At 44.6% G+C, this 16,375-nt stretch carries 15 protein-coding genes and 1 pseudogene; 10 read left to right on the top strand and 6 right to left on the bottom strand.

Annotated features, from left to right (window positions below; translation table 11 throughout):
- Entirely contained in the window at positions 1 to 1,140 is a 1,140-nt protein-coding gene (locus tag NSQ99_RS22960; RefSeq protein ID WP_251669361.1) for a toxic anion resistance protein, read from the top strand.
- Between the two features lie 1,016 nt (positions 1,141 to 2,156).
- Here the strand turns inward: NSQ99_RS22960 and NSQ99_RS22955 are convergent.
- From NSQ99_RS22955 to NSQ99_RS22935, 5 genes are all read right to left on the bottom strand, one after another.
- Positions 2,157 to 3,014 (bottom strand): MurR/RpiR family transcriptional regulator, encoded by an 858-nt coding sequence (locus NSQ99_RS22955; RefSeq protein ID WP_340839249.1) that lies wholly within the window; start codon positions 3,012 to 3,014, stop codon positions 2,157 to 2,159.
- 497 nt (positions 3,015 to 3,511) lie between these two features.
- Positions 3,512 to 4,282, bottom strand: coding sequence for a PHP-associated domain-containing protein (locus tag NSQ99_RS22950; protein WP_340839248.1), 771 nt, complete (start codon positions 4,280 to 4,282; stop codon positions 3,512 to 3,514).
- Between the two features lie 62 nt (positions 4,283 to 4,344).
- The gene (locus tag NSQ99_RS22945; protein WP_340839247.1) at positions 4,345 to 5,175 is read right to left on the bottom strand and encodes an energy-coupling factor transporter transmembrane component T family protein; all 831 of its coding nucleotides are present in this window, start codon (positions 5,173 to 5,175) and stop codon (positions 4,345 to 4,347) included.
- 28 nt (positions 5,176 to 5,203) lie between these two features.
- Positions 5,204 to 7,180, bottom strand: a complete 1,977-nt coding sequence (locus NSQ99_RS22940; RefSeq protein ID WP_340839246.1) for an ABC transporter ATP-binding protein — start codon at positions 7,178 to 7,180, stop codon at positions 5,204 to 5,206.
- The gene (locus tag NSQ99_RS22935; protein ID WP_251669353.1) at positions 7,177 to 8,046 is read right to left on the bottom strand and encodes a cell division protein FtsQ; all 870 of its coding nucleotides are present in this window, start codon (positions 8,044 to 8,046) and stop codon (positions 7,177 to 7,179) included. The genes NSQ99_RS22940 and NSQ99_RS22935 overlap by 4 nt, the downstream gene beginning before the upstream one ends.
- Positions 8,047 to 8,283: 237 nt before the next feature.
- Here NSQ99_RS22935 and NSQ99_RS22930 point away from each other — a divergent pair, with 237 nt between their 5' ends.
- From NSQ99_RS22930 to NSQ99_RS22920, 3 genes and pseudogenes are all read left to right on the top strand, one after another.
- Complete coding sequence (locus NSQ99_RS22930; protein ID WP_340839245.1) at positions 8,284 to 9,042, top strand: PHP domain-containing protein; 759 nt, start codon at positions 8,284 to 8,286, stop codon at positions 9,040 to 9,042.
- A gap of 414 nt (positions 9,043 to 9,456) precedes the next feature.
- Positions 9,457 to 10,152 (top strand): hypothetical protein, encoded by a 696-nt coding sequence (locus NSQ99_RS22925; protein WP_340839244.1) that lies wholly within the window; start codon positions 9,457 to 9,459, stop codon positions 10,150 to 10,152.
- A gap of 380 nt (positions 10,153 to 10,532) precedes the next feature.
- A pseudogene (locus NSQ99_RS22920) lies at positions 10,533 to 10,727 on the top strand (IS1595 family transposase); the annotation flags it as partial.
- Between the two features lie 110 nt (positions 10,728 to 10,837).
- On the opposite strand, the gene NSQ99_RS22915 reads toward NSQ99_RS22920, so the two are convergent.
- Entirely contained in the window at positions 10,838 to 11,059 is a 222-nt protein-coding gene (locus tag NSQ99_RS22915; RefSeq protein ID WP_251669346.1) for a hypothetical protein, read from the bottom strand.
- 280 nt (positions 11,060 to 11,339) lie between these two features.
- Between NSQ99_RS22915 and NSQ99_RS22910 the strand changes: the two genes are divergently transcribed.
- The 6 genes from NSQ99_RS22910 to NSQ99_RS22885 all read left to right on the top strand — a co-directional run.
- Positions 11,340 to 12,143, top strand: coding sequence for an alpha/beta fold hydrolase (locus NSQ99_RS22910; protein WP_340839243.1), 804 nt, complete (start codon positions 11,340 to 11,342; stop codon positions 12,141 to 12,143).
- A 17-nt stretch (positions 12,144 to 12,160) separates the two neighbouring features.
- Positions 12,161 to 12,634 (top strand): GbsR/MarR family transcriptional regulator, encoded by a 474-nt coding sequence (locus NSQ99_RS22905; RefSeq protein WP_340839242.1) that lies wholly within the window; start codon positions 12,161 to 12,163, stop codon positions 12,632 to 12,634.
- A gap of 159 nt (positions 12,635 to 12,793) precedes the next feature.
- Positions 12,794 to 13,198 carry an RDD family protein gene (locus NSQ99_RS22900; RefSeq protein WP_251669607.1) on the top strand — a complete coding sequence of 135 codons (405 nt, stop codon included), beginning with the start codon at positions 12,794 to 12,796 and terminating at the stop codon, positions 13,196 to 13,198.
- 471 nt (positions 13,199 to 13,669) lie between these two features.
- Positions 13,670 to 14,812: a tyrosine-type recombinase/integrase gene (locus NSQ99_RS22895; protein ID WP_340839241.1), complete on the top strand. Its 1,143-nt coding sequence runs from the start codon at positions 13,670 to 13,672 to the stop codon at positions 14,810 to 14,812.
- A gap of 352 nt (positions 14,813 to 15,164) precedes the next feature.
- A complete protein-coding gene (locus NSQ99_RS22890) occupies positions 15,165 to 15,620 on the top strand; it encodes a hypothetical protein (RefSeq protein ID WP_340839240.1) in 456 nt (151 codons plus the stop codon).
- A 532-nt stretch (positions 15,621 to 16,152) separates the two neighbouring features.
- A partial coding sequence (locus NSQ99_RS22885; protein WP_340839239.1) for a hypothetical protein occupies positions 16,153 to 16,375 on the top strand: 223 nt, incomplete at its 3' end.

The raw sequence follows: 16,375 nt of genomic DNA, 5'->3' as shown, positions 1-16,375 counted from the left end.
ATGTCATTCAGTATGGAAGTTGCAGAGCCAGAGGTAATTAAAGCGGTGATCGAAGAGGAAATTAAGCCAGAGCCGGAAGAGGTTACGCAGCTTAAGGAGCTCGCTAAAAATAATGTCAGCACCATTATCGGACTTGATGTAGAATCGTATGATGAGCGAAGCGAGATTCTACAATCGATCGATAAGTTTGGTTTATCAACGATGCGTGCGTCATCTGAGAAAAATAATATGCTGCAGGTATCGGTAGGCCGTCTAGCCAAGTCAGGGGATGAGGGCGGTCAGGTTGCGAAGGGGTTAACTGAGCTGCATATGCAGCTCAAGGATCTCGATCCGAGCGCGGTTGATTTCGCTAAAACCGGCTTTCTTGGAAAGCTATTCAATCCGATGCGCAACTATTTTGCTAAATATCAAAAGGCCGATGTTGTGATCTCTGATATTATTGGATCGCTAGATAAAGGTAAGGTTGTGCTTCGTAATGACAATACGACGCTTGAGCTTGAGCAGCAAACATTGCGCGAGCTAACGAAAAAGCTGCAAAAGGAAATTCAACTTGGCGTATTGATGGACACGGAAATCGAAAGTCAAATCGAGCTTGCAAAAGAGCGCGGGGAATCGGAGGATAAGGTTCGCTTTATTACTGAGGAAGTGCTGTTCCCACTGCGCCAGCGGGTGATGGATCTTCAGCAGATGCTGGTCGTGAACCAGCAGGGCATTATGGCGATGGAGGTTGTCATTCGCAACAATAAGGAGCTTATACGTGGTGTCGATCGTGCACGTAATGTTACCGTATCAGCACTGAAAATCGCGGTTACCGTTGCTAGTGCGCTATATAATCAGCAGATTGTACTGAAAAAGATTGAGCTGCTCAATGAAACGACGAATAATCTGATCAGCGGTACATCGAGAATGCTGAAGGAGCAAGGAGCGGCGATTCATAAGCAGTCGCTAGAGGCGAGTATTTCAGTCGATACGCTGAAAAGTGCGTTTTCGGATGTATTGTCTGCACTTGAGTCTATTAGCACCTACAAGCAGGATGCGCTGCCGAAAATGCGTGATACGATCAGCCAATTCCGTGAGCTGGCTGATGAAGGTGAGAAGCAGATCGTTCGTCTTGAGAAAGGACAGAAGCTCGGACTGTAGCAGGTGGCTGATGCACGGATGGCTAGATAAACTAGGCAACTAACAGCTTAGCCATATACCTATACTGCCTCGGGTCGTTGTGAACATGGTGTATATGTTTAAGCTTGCTATGCTGATGGCTATTGCTATCTGTAGCTAAATGGCGTGGCTAATGAACCATTCGGATTAATTTACACTTATCGTTTCATGTCACACCTTGCTTGATCTACTGCTATAACTTCTATAGATTAATCTACCGCACTCCAGCTATGTTGCTTGTCTCAGCTGGAGTGCTTTTTTTGTTGCTCGTTATAGCTGTCGTGCTATTGTTGTCGCTGTTACAGCGATTCTGATTAGTTGAAGCCAAAATCATAACAATCGTACAATATTGTGTTGTCACAGATAAAAATAGAGCAGTACAGTTTGACTGACAGTAAGTGAATTGGTAAGCTAAAAATCGCCAAGCTGGCAGATGAAGCATGGCAGCTGAAACGAAGAAAAGATACATTGTGACATATTGATTATGCACATGTGGATATCACAAGATATGTATACAAATATCAATAAATTGTGTTAAATTGTGCACAACATATCCACATCTAGTGGATAACTCCACATATTTATGGGGAAACTCGTCGAATCCTGAAAAAATAATATGTAAAATTGTTAGAGTGTATTGCGGATCGAGGAGATATTTGTTGGAAGCTGTGGATGGCTATGATTGCTTCGTAATAAAACGTATACCGATTCTGTGGATAGGTGTGCACAAAGATAAAAAGTTAAAGGGGTTAAATACCTGATTATCATTGTTCAGCCGTGCTGAGTGATAACCTTAGGGAGATATAGGGGGGAATATTAAGAGAGATAAGCTCCTAAGCCACATCATTCACTGTCGTGGTTGGATAGGAGCTTTTGTAGGTACATATGTAGATATAGCATTGGTTGTAGATATAGTAATAGATATAGAGTCTAGCCTAGGCGCAACAATATAACGTACTAGGCTGAACTTCATAGCATCGATGGATAATGTGGATATTTTATTTTGGGAGAGTCGAGCTGTACTGCTTGCGCAGCTGATGTAGCTGCTGCAGCTTATGCATGGCCTCTTCACCGTGCTCTCCTGTAATCGAGATAGAGAGACTATCCACCAGCACCATCGGTGCAACGAGTGAATGAAATGCTTCTCGCTCTCCACGATCGACATGAAGCACAATGTCGCTTTGGTCGATCATCTCAGCAACGAGCAGATCGGTGATGAGGATGGTACGATAGCCAGCCTGCTGCGACTGTTCGAGAATAACGGAAAGCTCTGGTGATGTGCGGACAAAGCCAAAGCAGAGCACGACATCCTCACTCCCTGCATGCACGAGCTTCTCATGCAAGGAATGGCCGCTGTCAGCTAAAAGCTGCACGAATATGCCAATACGATTAAGACGGAATTGCAGCAGCTGTCCTAGGCAAGCCGCAGATCCTGGAGCATGCACATAGATATGCCGTGCACTGGTCAACGTGCTCACTGCTAGATTATATTGATCGGCAAGCAGCCTTCCCTTCGTTTCAGAGAGATGGGCAGCAGCAGCGTCAAACATTTGAAAGGCGAGATTGGTAATATTGGAATCAGCTTGATCCAACACTTGCTGTATCTTGACAGCTGGGGGTGTAAGTGAAAGCTGTGCATCCTGAAGCTGCTTCTTGAAGGCCTTTAAGTTATCGTAGCCGATTGCTTGCCAGAAGCGGGAAACCGTTGAGATGCTTACACCTGCCCCTAAAGCGATATTTTCCTCGGTATAAAACGGAATGCGTTCAGCATGCTTAACGATGAAGTCAGCAATTTTTTGCTGGCTCTTGGACATCTGTTCAATCGGAATATTAAATTGAAATTGCACTGAAGACATAATTCATCACTTCCTGTTAGACGTTGAACTCATTGTAGCTGTGCATAGCGCGCTTGGCAACACTGGCATGCCAGTGCTTCGCTGCTACGTATTACAGCGCCTCGCTGCTGCGTATGCCAGTGCTTCGCTACTGCGGATTACAGCGCCTCGCTGCTGCGCGTGCCAGTGCCTCGCTGCTGCGCATGCCAGTGCTTCGCTGCTGCGCATGCCAGCGCCTTACTGCTGCGTATGTAATGCTTCGTTACTGGGAATTACAGCGCCTCGCTGCAGCGCCGTGCCAGTGCCTTGCTGCAGCGCCGTGCCAGTGCCTTGCTGCAGCGCCGTGCCAGTGCCTTGCTGCAGCGCCGTGCCAGCGCCTTACTGTTGCGTATGCCAGTGCTTCGCTGCTGCGCGTGCCAGTGCTTCGTTACTGCGTATGCCGGTGCCTTGCAGTCACGCATGGACATCACTCGTCACGCTATTGCTCATGGCAGCAATGTTCAGCGGTGCGTCGGCAACTAGAGGAAGGCAGACTCGACAGGTCCACGCTCCTTGAGCAGCTTCTTCACTAAGCTAGCCGACTTTACGCGATGTGTTAGATCCGCTGCAATGTGAATCGCATGCTGCCTCTGTTGAATTGCTTTTAGCAGCTCGCTTGGGCAATTGATCGGATCAGGGAATTGATTATAGATCGCGCCAAACTGCAGCGGGTGATGGGTATCACTTCCTGCAATAATGGGAATGCCGATGTGCTCGGAAAGCTGTTCCACTCGCTCGATCATTGCCTCCCCATACGTATACAGATCCTTGCCATTCATATCAAAGGCATGCAGTCGCTGCAGCAGCTCACTAGAGTGCTTAATTAGCGGATTACTGGTGCGGAATGGATGCGCACCGAACCGAATAAGACTAAGCTCATCGCACCAATCTAGCAGCTGCTCGAAATCTACGAAGCTATGCTTCTCTTCATGAGGCGAAAGCATATGGCGAAGCATAAGTATGCTGTCTCGCTCACCAATGACCAATATATGTCCGCCGCCTGCAACGTCAACCTCCATACCTGGGAAAACCTTAAAGCCATTTATATCGTAATAATGCTGCTTCGTATAAGGATAGTGCTCGTTCAACTGCTCATAAATGTCATAGTAATGGTTCGTATTGAAATGCTCCGTCATCGCAATGGCATCTAGTCCTGCGTCTGTCGCCTCGGCTATGCTTTGCTGAAAATAGTTTAGCGAAAAATTCTGCTTCTTAGACAGCTTAATATGGCAATGCAAATCAATATTCATAGGATGCACTGCTCCTTTCTCTGAGCAAAATAGTAGAAAGAATCATTCAATCAAAGATTAAACTATAGCTCTAGCATGCTGCCGAGGTAAAAAACGACGGCAATATAGAGCGCTGATACGGCAAGAAAAGCTAGATCCTTTAAGGTGATTTTCAAATATGACAGCTTTAGCTTTTTAACCTTCGGATCGTGCATTGCATAGGTGAAGCCTTTAATTTCGAGCGCTTCTACCGTTGTTCGAGTCCGTTTTGCTGTATTAAGGATTAGGGGATAAAAGGCGATAACGGATAGCTTGAAGCTGTAAATTAGCATGCGCAGGCTTTTTTTCTGAGGAGATTTTCCGCGAAGCCGATAGGAGTAAAGAATGTTGTTGTACTCCTCAATTAATATCGGCAGCATGCGGAAGCCGTAAGCAACCCCAAAGCTGAATTGTGCTGGCAAGCCTAAGCTTAGCAGCCCGTCACTCAATCGCTCAGGGTCCATGCTTGTGAATACAGCAATGCTGGCAAGGGTGATGACGAGCAGCTTAAGCGTTAGTGTACTTAATGCCCACGCAGCCGCTAAGCCGCCTCCGAACATTAACGAAACAACGAGCATATAGGCTGCATCGGAAACCAAGCCAATCGCGAGCACAAGCAGCACAAGCAGGCTAGGCTTTGAGGTATAGGTGAGTATGGCGATGGCAATAAGAAAGCCGAGTAAAATAACCTTATTATGAATAAACCATGGCGTGATGGCGAAAAAAGCGTACCATGCCATAAGTATACGCGGATCGAAGCGCGATAAGAAGGTCATCGACTGCCCGTAGGCGGTACGAAGCAGCTCAACCTTAATGCGCTCCACGCTAATTTTTTCCCAGAAGCCTGGCTTATGTATTGGATTAGTGATCTCCATAATGTACCTCCCATTCTAATCGTAATAGCTATCGTGTGGGCGAAGGGCCGGCTGATGTAAGCAGTTTAAGCTGCTTCATGCGCTTGACGAATTGCTCTACGCTCAGTGCTGGTTGGCGCCACTGTAATCTATGACCGAGCTGGACGATTTGCGGTGGAATAAGTGCAGCCATCTCTAGTAAATGAGGCTGCTGAAACACTTCCTCGCTGCGACCATCAAGCAAAATTTCGCCGTTATGCATGACGATTACTCGCGTTGCCCAGTCTGCAACGAGCTGCATATCATGCGTAGCAACAACGATAGCCTGCACCTGTTCATGCAGCTCGTCGAATAGCTTGGTCATTTCACGGCGACTAACGATGTCAAGGCTCGCCGTCGGTTCATCAAGCAGCATCACGGTTGGCTTCATCGCAAGCCCGATGGCCAGTGTAGCTCTTCGCTGCTGCCCACCGCTGAGCAAGCGCCCATCACGCTGCTGAAGCTCTGACAGATTGAACGTATCTATGATGTGATTGATGAAGGGTTCGATCTGCTCTTGCTTTCGAGCCTTCAAGAAAAACTCGATATCCTCGCGTATATGATCAGCAATGAACATTTCCTCTGGATTTTGAAATATGAAAGATACAGCATCGGACAGCTGCTCGGGTGTTGTGCTTCGGGTATCGTTACCGCATACGTTTACGCTGCCTGACCACGGCTTGCGTATACCCGCGATAAGGCGTAGCAGCGTCGACTTACCAGCACCATTGTTGCCGACAAGCGCGATACGATCTCCTTCGTATATCGTGAGATTGATGTCACGAAGCGTTGCAGTATGCTGCTTGTTCATGCTCTGATAGCCGCTTGTTGCATGGTCGATAATGACAAGTGCTTTACGATCGCTTGAGTCGGAGCTATTGTCTATATTTAATGGCTCCGGCGGGCTTGAAGCGTTATGCTCTGGTTGAATTAGTTGCTGGCCGGGCAGCGGCTGCAATAGCTGAGCTGCATGTTCGATTGTCACGGGGTACAGCTGAGTTGCTGGATCGCGAAGCTGGAGTGCAGCCATCGCTTGTGTTACCTGTGGTGGCTGAATATGAAGCTCCTGCAGCTCCTCTATTGCGGACAACGCAGCATCTACTGGCTTACTCCATCGCACACGGCCACCTTGATCAAGCAAAATAACGTTCTTGCAGAAGTCTGCGATATATTCGGTATGATGCTCGATAACGATAATTGTTTTATGATAGGTGTCATTTAACATAGCGAGCTTCTCATAGATCAGCCTCGCATGCGCGGGATCTAGCTGAGCGACCGGCTCGTCGACGATAATCACCTCTGGATCAAGGGCAAGAGCTGCCGCAAGTGCGACCATATGCTTCTGCCCACCGCTTAGCTGCCAGATCCACTGCTTGGATAGCTCCTCGATATCTAGCATGCGCAGTGCCTGCTGCGCACGCTCTTTATAGTTCTCATAGCCAAAGTTGAGCGGGGCAAAGCATAGCTCATCGAACACCGTAGGACGCACGAGCTGATTCTCAAAATCCTGAAACACATAAGCGACATGCTTAGACAGCTGAGCAATCGTTGTGCTTGATGTGTCGATGCCATTTACAAGCACCTTGCCCTCAAAATCTCCACTGTAATAGGTCGGAATGAGCCCGTTGAGACATTTGCATAGCGTTGATTTACCGCTGCCATTACTGCCGATCACCGCAACAAAATCACCGCGGGTTATGCGGAGGCTCACATCCTGTAAAGTATTGACCTCAGCTCCTGGGTAGCAAAAGGATACATTGCGCACTTCGATAATGGCCTGCTCGTCAGCGGCATGATGAGTACCTGAATGTGCGCTTACCTGTACATCCGTGTCTGTAGTAGCTAGCACGTTGGCTTGCTGACTGTCAGCCGTACTGGCAATAGCATCGGCCTGCTTATCAACTCTGGCATTTACCTCCATATCGGTTGCGTATGTTTTTGCGTGTATAGCCTGTGCACCTGCTTGTGCTTGAGCCATAGTCATCATAAATGCTCTCCTTTAGGCTGTTGCTTTTTGCGCGAGCGAATGATCAAGGAGACTGTTACTAGCAAAACGAGTGCTACCCCTAGGCTAATCCATAGCGCACTACTGCCCCAGTCTGCTTCCCATTCCCAGGAGAAAAGCTCAATATCAGACTCCGCCAAAAACTCTGCAGCAGCGGCAATAGCAGCAAGCATAATCGCAATAATGATAAAGCGCGGAGTTACAAATTCAGTGATAGAGCTCTTCGCTCGGCCATCTCGTGGCTTCATACCGAGCAGGGGCTCGACTTTTCCATATAAACGCGGCACGAGATATAGAGTAGGCAGTAAGGAAAACAATGTACCAGAGACGATCATAGCGTTGAGGAATGAGAAGCCCTCGATGGCTAGTATGCTTTCAGGCAAACCTGGCACGGCTTCAAGATCCTCAATTCCAATGTAGACCTTCGCAATGTCAACAATCGTGCCGAGCAATTGGTCAATACCAATGGCCACATACGCTGCAAATGCTAGCTGTCGCTTACTGCGCGGATTAGTTACGAGCATGCCAGCCACAAAAATCGCCAGTGAGAACTGAATGAACTTCTCTAGCTCACTTATGCCGCCAAATTGCCCAAGCAGCAGCTCTCCGAAAACAAGCTCACCAACTGACGCGCCGAGTGCGGCATACAATGGATTGAAAAGGATAGCAAACAGCAGCGGGATAAAAATAAAGTACTCTACCTTTAGCTCAACTGGTCCAATTCTAATTTCGGGTAATAGCTCAGTAATCATGTTGGAGATGCCATACAACGACATAGATAAAATAAAAATCATTAGCTTTTGCTGAGAGGTGAGCTCCCATCGTTGATTTGTAGCAGATAAACGCATAACGATTCCTCCTTGAATTTGAAGTTCGCTAAGGTGACTGTGTTCACTTGATGCTTTAAGAATAGAGGGGAATTGTTAGCGATTTGTTATCGGGATATTGAGTTTGCGTTAATTATTTTCAAAATAGTACAAATGAAAATATTTTTTCAATATAATAGAAGGTAATACGGCATAACGCTACGAAGATCATTACGAAGAACAGTACACACCATGTGTGCGATTAGGGGAGGCGGAAGGATGAGAATTGATCTACATACACATTGTAAATGGAGCAAGCAAAGCGAGCTATCGCGGGATTATTTGAAGGATATGCTCACACATGCAGCGCAGCATTTGGATGTTATGGCATTAACGGAGCATTTTAACACGCTACATTTTGAGGATATTTACGATCAACTGGAGCAGCTTGCGACATACGAGAATGGACATTTCACGTATAAGGGACTCATTATATTGCCGGGGATTGAAGTTGATGTGGCAGAGGGCGGACATATTGTTGTCATTGGGGAGTTAATGGCGATTCGCAGGCTAAGTGAGCAATTAGAGCCGCACCGCGACCGCAGTCGATTTATAGGGCTGGCTCAGCTGTTGAAGCAAGCGCACTCGCTTCATTGTGTGTGTATTGGTGCGCATCCGTTCCGTGAGGAAAACCCACTTTCCCATATTGCTCATGAGCTGCTGCGCGAGCTCGATGCATTTGATCTTAATGGACGTGATCTCTATAAATACGGGCTGGATATGGAGCAGCGTGTCCAGCAGCTCGCTCAGTTGCTGGAGCTGCCAGTTGTTGCAGGAAGTGATACGCATCACTATGAGCAATATGGCGCAATCGTCAGTGTTGGCGAGGGGATGGTGCATAATGTGGAGGAGCTGCGCACGATGCTACAAATGAGGGGCCTGAGCTACCAGATTGCAGAGGATTATGCGGATAGGGTACAGCGTGCAGAGCAGCAGCAGAAGCTTCTTAAGCAGGCTGGGCATTATATAGCTGATTAAACGAGCGGACATTATGAAGCTGATCAAACAAGTGGGGCATTATGAGCGAATCAAGCAGGCTGGAAATTATGAAGGTAATCGAAAAGATGGGGCATTATGAGCTAATCAAATAAGCTGAACATTATGAAGCTAATCAAGCAAGTGGGGCATTATGAGCGAATCAAGCAGGCTGGAAATTATAAAGGTAATCGAACAGATGGGGCATTATGAGCTAATCAAATAAGCTGAACATTATGAGCTATTCAAGCAAGCGAACATTATGAAGCTCCTCAAACAAGTTGGGCATTGTAAAGCTCCCCCTCCCAAATACGTGCAAGGGTATTAATATGCAATGTATTAATATGTTGCGAATGAAGTAGCGAATGAATCCACTGGTTACGACAATAGATCATCCGTGCTACAATATGATCATTTATGACAAACAAAAGAGGAGTGGATGGCACGGATATGGAGCCAATGGAGCAGCTGGAAAGACAAATGATGACGATGAAGCTTATGCTTGTCCTCATGCGTGACCGCAAAGCAAAGCAGGGGCAGGTTCGGAGCGTTGGCTATATTAGAGAGTATGGCGAGATGCCGGATGAGATCGGTGTCTACTCCTTGGGACAGCTTACAGATGAGCAAATCGTCACTCTAGCAGAGGAGCTTGGCATAAAAAAACGTCCTCCTGTTGGGAAAAGTGATATTTATATGAATGAGCTTGGCTATGCGTTGGTCTGGGCTCAAGGCTCGGTAGACCTAGTAGTTGAAGCGGAAGTGAAGGAGCTGGCGGCATTAGCTGAGCGGCTGCATTTAGCGGAAGGGGCTGTAGGTAAAGCAGTAGCTAGCCATCAGCGTGCAGAGGATGGCTCGACGATTTCCGCAAGCGAAGCTGATAGTCCATACAATGAGGATCGCAAGGCGTGGGAGAAGCTTATCGCATATTGGTTCTGCCAAGGAACATCTAATGAGGTATCGAGATTTCCAGCTGACTATGTGCTAAGCTTTGATGATGCACTGAATATGAATACGTGGGATATTTATGAGCCAGAGCGCTTCATAGAGCTTGTATGGGAGCATATTCAATTTACGCTGAGCGATGATAAGCTTACCATTCGCACATGTAAATGACGCAGGATAAGTTACTTGTGAAGTGAATTTTAAGTATTAAGTAGGGGAGCAGATTAAAGCAGTAACGAGAGAAGAGTTACAAGTGGTAAGCAGATTGACCGTGGGTCTATAGCAGAACTAAGCAAAAGCAGATTGACCGTAGATCTATAGCAGAACGAAGCAGAAAGCAGATGGACCGTCGATCTATAGTAGAACTAAGCAAAAGCAGATTGATCGTGGATTTATAGCAGAACTAAGCAGAAAGCAGATGGACCGTCGATCAATAGCAGAACTAAGCAGTCTGCAAATCTAACTCAGATCTATACATAGGAGCACGATAACACCGCCGTTACTGAGAATTTCAGTGACGGCGGTGTTTTTGATATGCTCTAAAGTAAGTAATCGTAGAAAGTGACGAGACTTCTTTCGTGAGTCCTTAAAAGATCGCCGTGGAATCACACATAGAAGAGCCAAAAAGGCTGGTAAAAAAGACAACAAAAGGCATCTCTAACCTTAAAATTGCTGTTGTAGTAGCACAAGATAGAAATGGCAATAAAGCAGGAACAGGGCGTGTTAAAGCCGAAGAAATCGACGCTGAGCATTTGATAAACGAGTAGAGCAAATATTATTCCAGCAACACAGAAATCAAATTATGCAACTGTCAAAATACTTAGAAGTATATAAAAATAGACCCTTTCGGGTCTATTTAAGTGAGATTTATCTTTTTCTTGCCAAAGTATGAAATTACCAGTGCAATTGGGGCAATAAGAGGCAAAAAAGAAGTCCATCCAATAAAGTAAAATATAGGAGACAAAAAAGCCACTCCACCGAAAAACATAGATAATTGGGAATTTTTCTGTAGCCCATAAACAAACAGTAGTAATCCTATGACTATCAGTATTACAAAAGAGATATTAAGTAAACTCATAACTACCTCCTCCAAGACAACAGTAAACTAAATCTATATACATTATATACCGATTTCCTTGTGAATTGTAATCATATAAACAACAATGCTTACGAAAACAGCCTATTTAAAAAGGAATAAGCAAAAAAGCAAAAAAGGAGAAAAGTAAAAAGCAGAAAAGCAGAAAAGTAAATAAGTAAATCCATATTATTCGCCTTCTAGTAAAGGAGATAAGTAGTTAGTTTCACCTATTTTAGTGTATACTGAAATTATTAAAATGAAACTCCGAAGGAGGTGCGTGATGATGATGTTGCTTGAGCAAAGGATACTTACACGAGAGGGCTGTACTATTCACTACTGGGTTTCAAACCGTGGGGATTACCCGTGGTTAATATTTCTACATGGTGCAGGGGCGGATCATGCCATGTTCCGTGAGCAAATGGATACGGTAAGCCAAGATTTTAACGTCTTGCTGTGGGATGCAAGAGGACATGGGCTTTCGCGCCCAATGGGGGACAATTTCAGCATAAACATGATTATGGAAGATTTAGCGGAGATAATGAATATCGAGCGAATCGAAAAAGCGACACTAATCGGCCAGTCTATGGGTGGAAATACTGCACAAGAATTTACTTTTTACTACCCAGATAAGGTAGAGAAACTGGTGTTAATTGACTGCACCTGTAATACGATGAAATTGACTAGGCTAGAGGCATTTTACCTAAGTATTACTCCGTTATTAACCCGTATGTTCCCATGGAAGATGTTAGTTGAAGCGAGTGTAAAAGCAAGTGCGCTAAAGGCTGATGTGCAGCAGTATTTAAGAGAGTCCTTTCAACGCATTGGTAAACGGGATTTCACCAAAATATTTTTAGCAACAGCTGCATGCTTGCATTACGAAGAGGGCTATCGAATCAATAAGCCGATACTGCTTGTTTATGGTGACCGTGATGAGACAGGAAACATTAAAAAAATTGCCCCAGCGTGGGCTGCCAGTGAGCCTTATTGTACTTGCATTGAGCTCCCTCAGGCGAGTCATTGCTCTAACCAGGATAATCCATCTGAATTTAACGCTGCACTTATTCGATTTTTAAGAAATAGCTAGAGAGGAGCAATCTACAAATGAACGATCAACCATTCGAGCTTGATAAGGATAAAAGCTCATTTATCGATAAGCTAGGTATGTATTACGAGGACTATGGGATACCGAGAATTGGTGGAAGAATATTAGGGTTAATGCTGGTTTCTGAGCAGCCCTTATCCGCAGAGCAGATGTCCAAGCATTTGAAAATTAGCCGAGGGAGTGTTTCGACGAATGTAAGACTGCTGACGTCGAGTGGGCTGTTAGAGAGAACAACAGTAGCCGGTGAGCGGACGGATTATTATCTCGTTAGTGAATCGATATGGGAGCGTGCTATCCAAATTAGAATTGAAGGATTCACCAATCTAAAGCGAATCGTTGAACAAGGTATCCAAGCTGTTGAGAGCAAGCCCTCTGCCAACAATCAGTTGTATGAGATGAGGCAATGGGTCGATGTGATGATCAATAGTCATGAACAAACGTTAATGAACTGGAAAAAAGAAACGAACGATTAGCAGCTAAGTTTGAATTATTCGCATCTATTCATACTAGTGGTCATATGAATAATTTGTAGCTATTCATACAGGTGGACATATACTATAATTGGAATAAATTGATTATGCTGTTAATCGAGGTAAATGCGGCACGTAAATAATCGACGGAAGAAGGAGAGGCTGCAATTGGAGCGTGAAGCGGGTTTCTGGATTAGACTCGGTGCTGCGTTGCTGGATGGAATTATTATCGGAGTACCGTTGTATGTTTTATCACTGATTATTAGTGGTGACACTAACCGTGATGTATGGACTGATATATTGTCAGCGTTGTACTCGTTGCTTGTTCCTGTATTTTGGAACGGCTATACGATTGGCAAGCGCATATGTGGTATTCGAATTCGAAAAATTGACGACTTTATGCCGCCTACGCTATGGACGATGATTAAGCGAAATATTATTGCTGGGCTGGTGTACGGCTTAACGTGCGGCATTGCAGTCATTGTGAGCGCAGTTATGGTCGGCGTTCGGGAGGATAAGCGTTCCATTCATGATTTTATAGCTGGTACAGAGGTTGTACATGACTGAGAAGTAGATTAGATCTGCTAAATGAGGCATGTGGGCTCGCTCGAAGATCTGGTAGTTTTGCCGTGCTGTAGCGAAAGCTAAGTTGTGTTGCAGTGAAAATTGGTCAGATCAATGTGCGCTATATCGAAACTATTCTGCTGCATATTGTAAGCTAGACCAACACTACATGTGCTAGATTAGGTATGTTAGCTAGACCATAAATTTATTAGCTTAAGCTATGCCAATGCGCAAAATTAAAACTAAATCTGCTATGTTCGGTAAGCTTAACCCATAATAAATTTGCAAGATTAGTGGTGTTAGTTCGGCTAGATTTGTCTATGGATTAAATGTAATAGAGCGAAAGTAGATATACTAATTTAATAGTTTCAGACCGAAAGCATCGGGCTTGCAAGAACAAGAATGACTTGTTCCTGTAAGCCCTTTTTTATATTACATAACTGGAAAAGTAAGGTATAATAAGGAGGTCATTCCATGTCTTTTACATTAAGAAAGTTTGATGATCAATGGCTTGCATTAACCTTCCCATTTACAAATGAGAGATTAGAAAAAGTTCGTCTTATTCCGGGGCGTAAATGGATGCCTCAGCATAGATGCTGGCTCGTACCGTATACGATAAGTGTAATTTCGTATATGCAGCAGAATATGTCCGAGCTGAAGCTTGATGAGGGGCTGCGAATGGAGCTAAGCGAGCTTGAAGGATTCACTGAGCTGATGGATGCAATCAACGAGAGGATGAGCCCGAGCTCTAGACCGAGCGATGATGAGCAAGCAAAGCCAGCTATGACGCATTGGAACGATGAGGAACGTAAGCGTATGGTTGATGCTTTGCTGGTGCGAGGGTACAGTCGCAAAACGATCCGCGTCTATGTTAATCATCTGGAATTGTACAGTCAGTATGTAAAAGAGAAGCAATATCGTTGGAGCGGAAAGTATATTTCAAGCTACACCTTGCATTTAGCTGAGAAAAAGTGTTCCTCCTCCTACATAAACCAGTGCATAAGCGCCGCTAAATTTTACTTCATAAAGGTGTTAAAAGAGAAGAACGATCAGCCGTACATTCGAATGAAAAAAGAACAAAAGCTTCCAAGCGTGCTTTCCTTAGAGGAAGTAAAGCGTATATTAAACGCACTACCTAATCTAAAGCATCGTGCACTACTATATATGACTTATACTGCAGGACTAAGAGTAGGAGAAGTTGTAAGGCTAAAAATAGAGCATATAGATCAGGAAAGAGGACTTCTCCTTGTCAAACAGGGTAAAGGCAAAAAGGATCGTCAAACCTTGTTGTCCGATGCTGCTTGGCAGGTGCTAGAGGAATATATCGCTGAAGAAATGCCCCAAACCTGGCTGTTCCCAGGTCAACATCACCATAAGCATATGAGTGAGCGAACCGCACAGAAAATATTTGAAAGAGCATTGCTTATTGCAGATATACATAAAGATGCAAGTATTCACGCTCTGCGACATTCATTTGCAACACATCTGCTAGAGAGCGGGATCGATATTCGGTATATCCAAGAGCTCCTCGGCCATCAAAGCGCAAAGACAACACAGCGCTATACGCATGTAAGCACAAAGGAGATTCGCAGGATTAAAAGCCCGCTCGATATGTAAGATGAGCGTGCGGCTGTGGTCTATGGTGATGCGGCAGTTGGTGGGAGCTGTGATGTTACAGAGGGAAGGTAAAGTAGGAACGGGAACGGGGCCGGAGCAGGATGGAGTATGTTGAAGCAGTACGTCGGTAAAAGTGACACGCCGCTCTTAGCATGTAGCTAAAGCGAATGCACCGCGGGACGTGAAGTACGGAGCAGATCTACTACGCCACAACGACGTAAATCCCACCGCCACGCTGACAATTACCGCACCGGTACGTTAATCCTACGTCCTGTAGGAGATTTTATGAACAACAGCAATTAGGGAGTTATGTGCAATTCGACAAACTTAACTAGTGAGGATTTGAATTAAGATGAATATTAAAATGATTAAAAATGATTGGATTATTGAAATTGATATTCAAAGAACTCGTAAGTTCTATGAAGAATATGATATTGAAGAAGATTGTAAATGTAATAATTGTATGAATTATCGTGTTAATTGTGACTTTATGAGCCCTGAATTGCTAGATTTTTTTAATCAACTCGGTGTTGATCCTAGAAAAGAAGGTGAGTTCATGAGTTTATATTTGAATAATAATAATGAGGTTCTTTATTTAGGATTTTATCATCTGGTTGGCAAGATCTTAGAAGGACCGAAGAAGGTTTCAGATAAATGGCAATCAACTAATTTAATTAAGATCAATAATTTTGAATTTGCCTTTAGTAGTGCTGAAATTGCATGTGTTCCAGAAGATTTCCCAGAACCAATAATACAATTAGAATTTAGTAGTTTTATTCCTTGGAGATTGGAAGAAAAGCACGATTAATGTAAGTAATTCAGAGCAGAGTCGAACTGCACATAACACAGCATTAACGCAACGTCGCATGCGCTCCTCGGTCACTGGTGATGCATTCGGCAAAGAAGATTATTCAAGTGACAACCTGCTATACGCAGGTTCGTTAATGCAAGAACGTTATATGCCAGTGACAATCCCGAAAAAAGTTTTGTACGTACCTCGTCCACAACGTCCTGTTGTTGAGGTGAATTTGATTAAATTACTTAAAAAGCAAAAGGATAGTTAGTTAAAGGCATTAAAAACTGGAAAATCAAATACTAAAAGACTTGATTACGAAGTGAACTCGGAGATGATCGCAGGCGCGAATTAAAAGATTTGATTACGAAGTGAACTCGGAGATGATCGCAGGTGCGAATTAAAAGACTTGATTACGAAGTGAACTCGGAGATGATCGCAGGCGCGGATTAAAAGACTTGATTACGAAGCGGACTCTGCGATGTTCACAGGCGCGGGTTAAAATATTTGATTACGAAGCAGACTCGGGGATGTTCGCAGGCGCGAATTGAAATACGCAGTTCAAATAAACAAGGTTGATATCAAAGAACTATTTAAATATCTGAATAATGAAGAGCATGAGGGACGCCGTCCATGGCTTAATTCAAAGAAGTCGGGATTGCACCAGCATATAACACAGCATTACCGCAACGTCGCGTTCGCTCCTTGGTCACTGGTGAAGCTTTTGGCAGAGAAGCAGATTCATGTGACAACCTGCTATGCAGGTTCGC

This window comes from Paenibacillus sp. FSL W7-1287 (assembly GCF_038004245.1).
Classification (GTDB): Bacteria; Bacillota; Bacilli; order Paenibacillales; family Paenibacillaceae; genus Pristimantibacillus; species Pristimantibacillus camelliae.
This window is presented reverse-complemented; position numbering and strand designations above follow the sequence as displayed.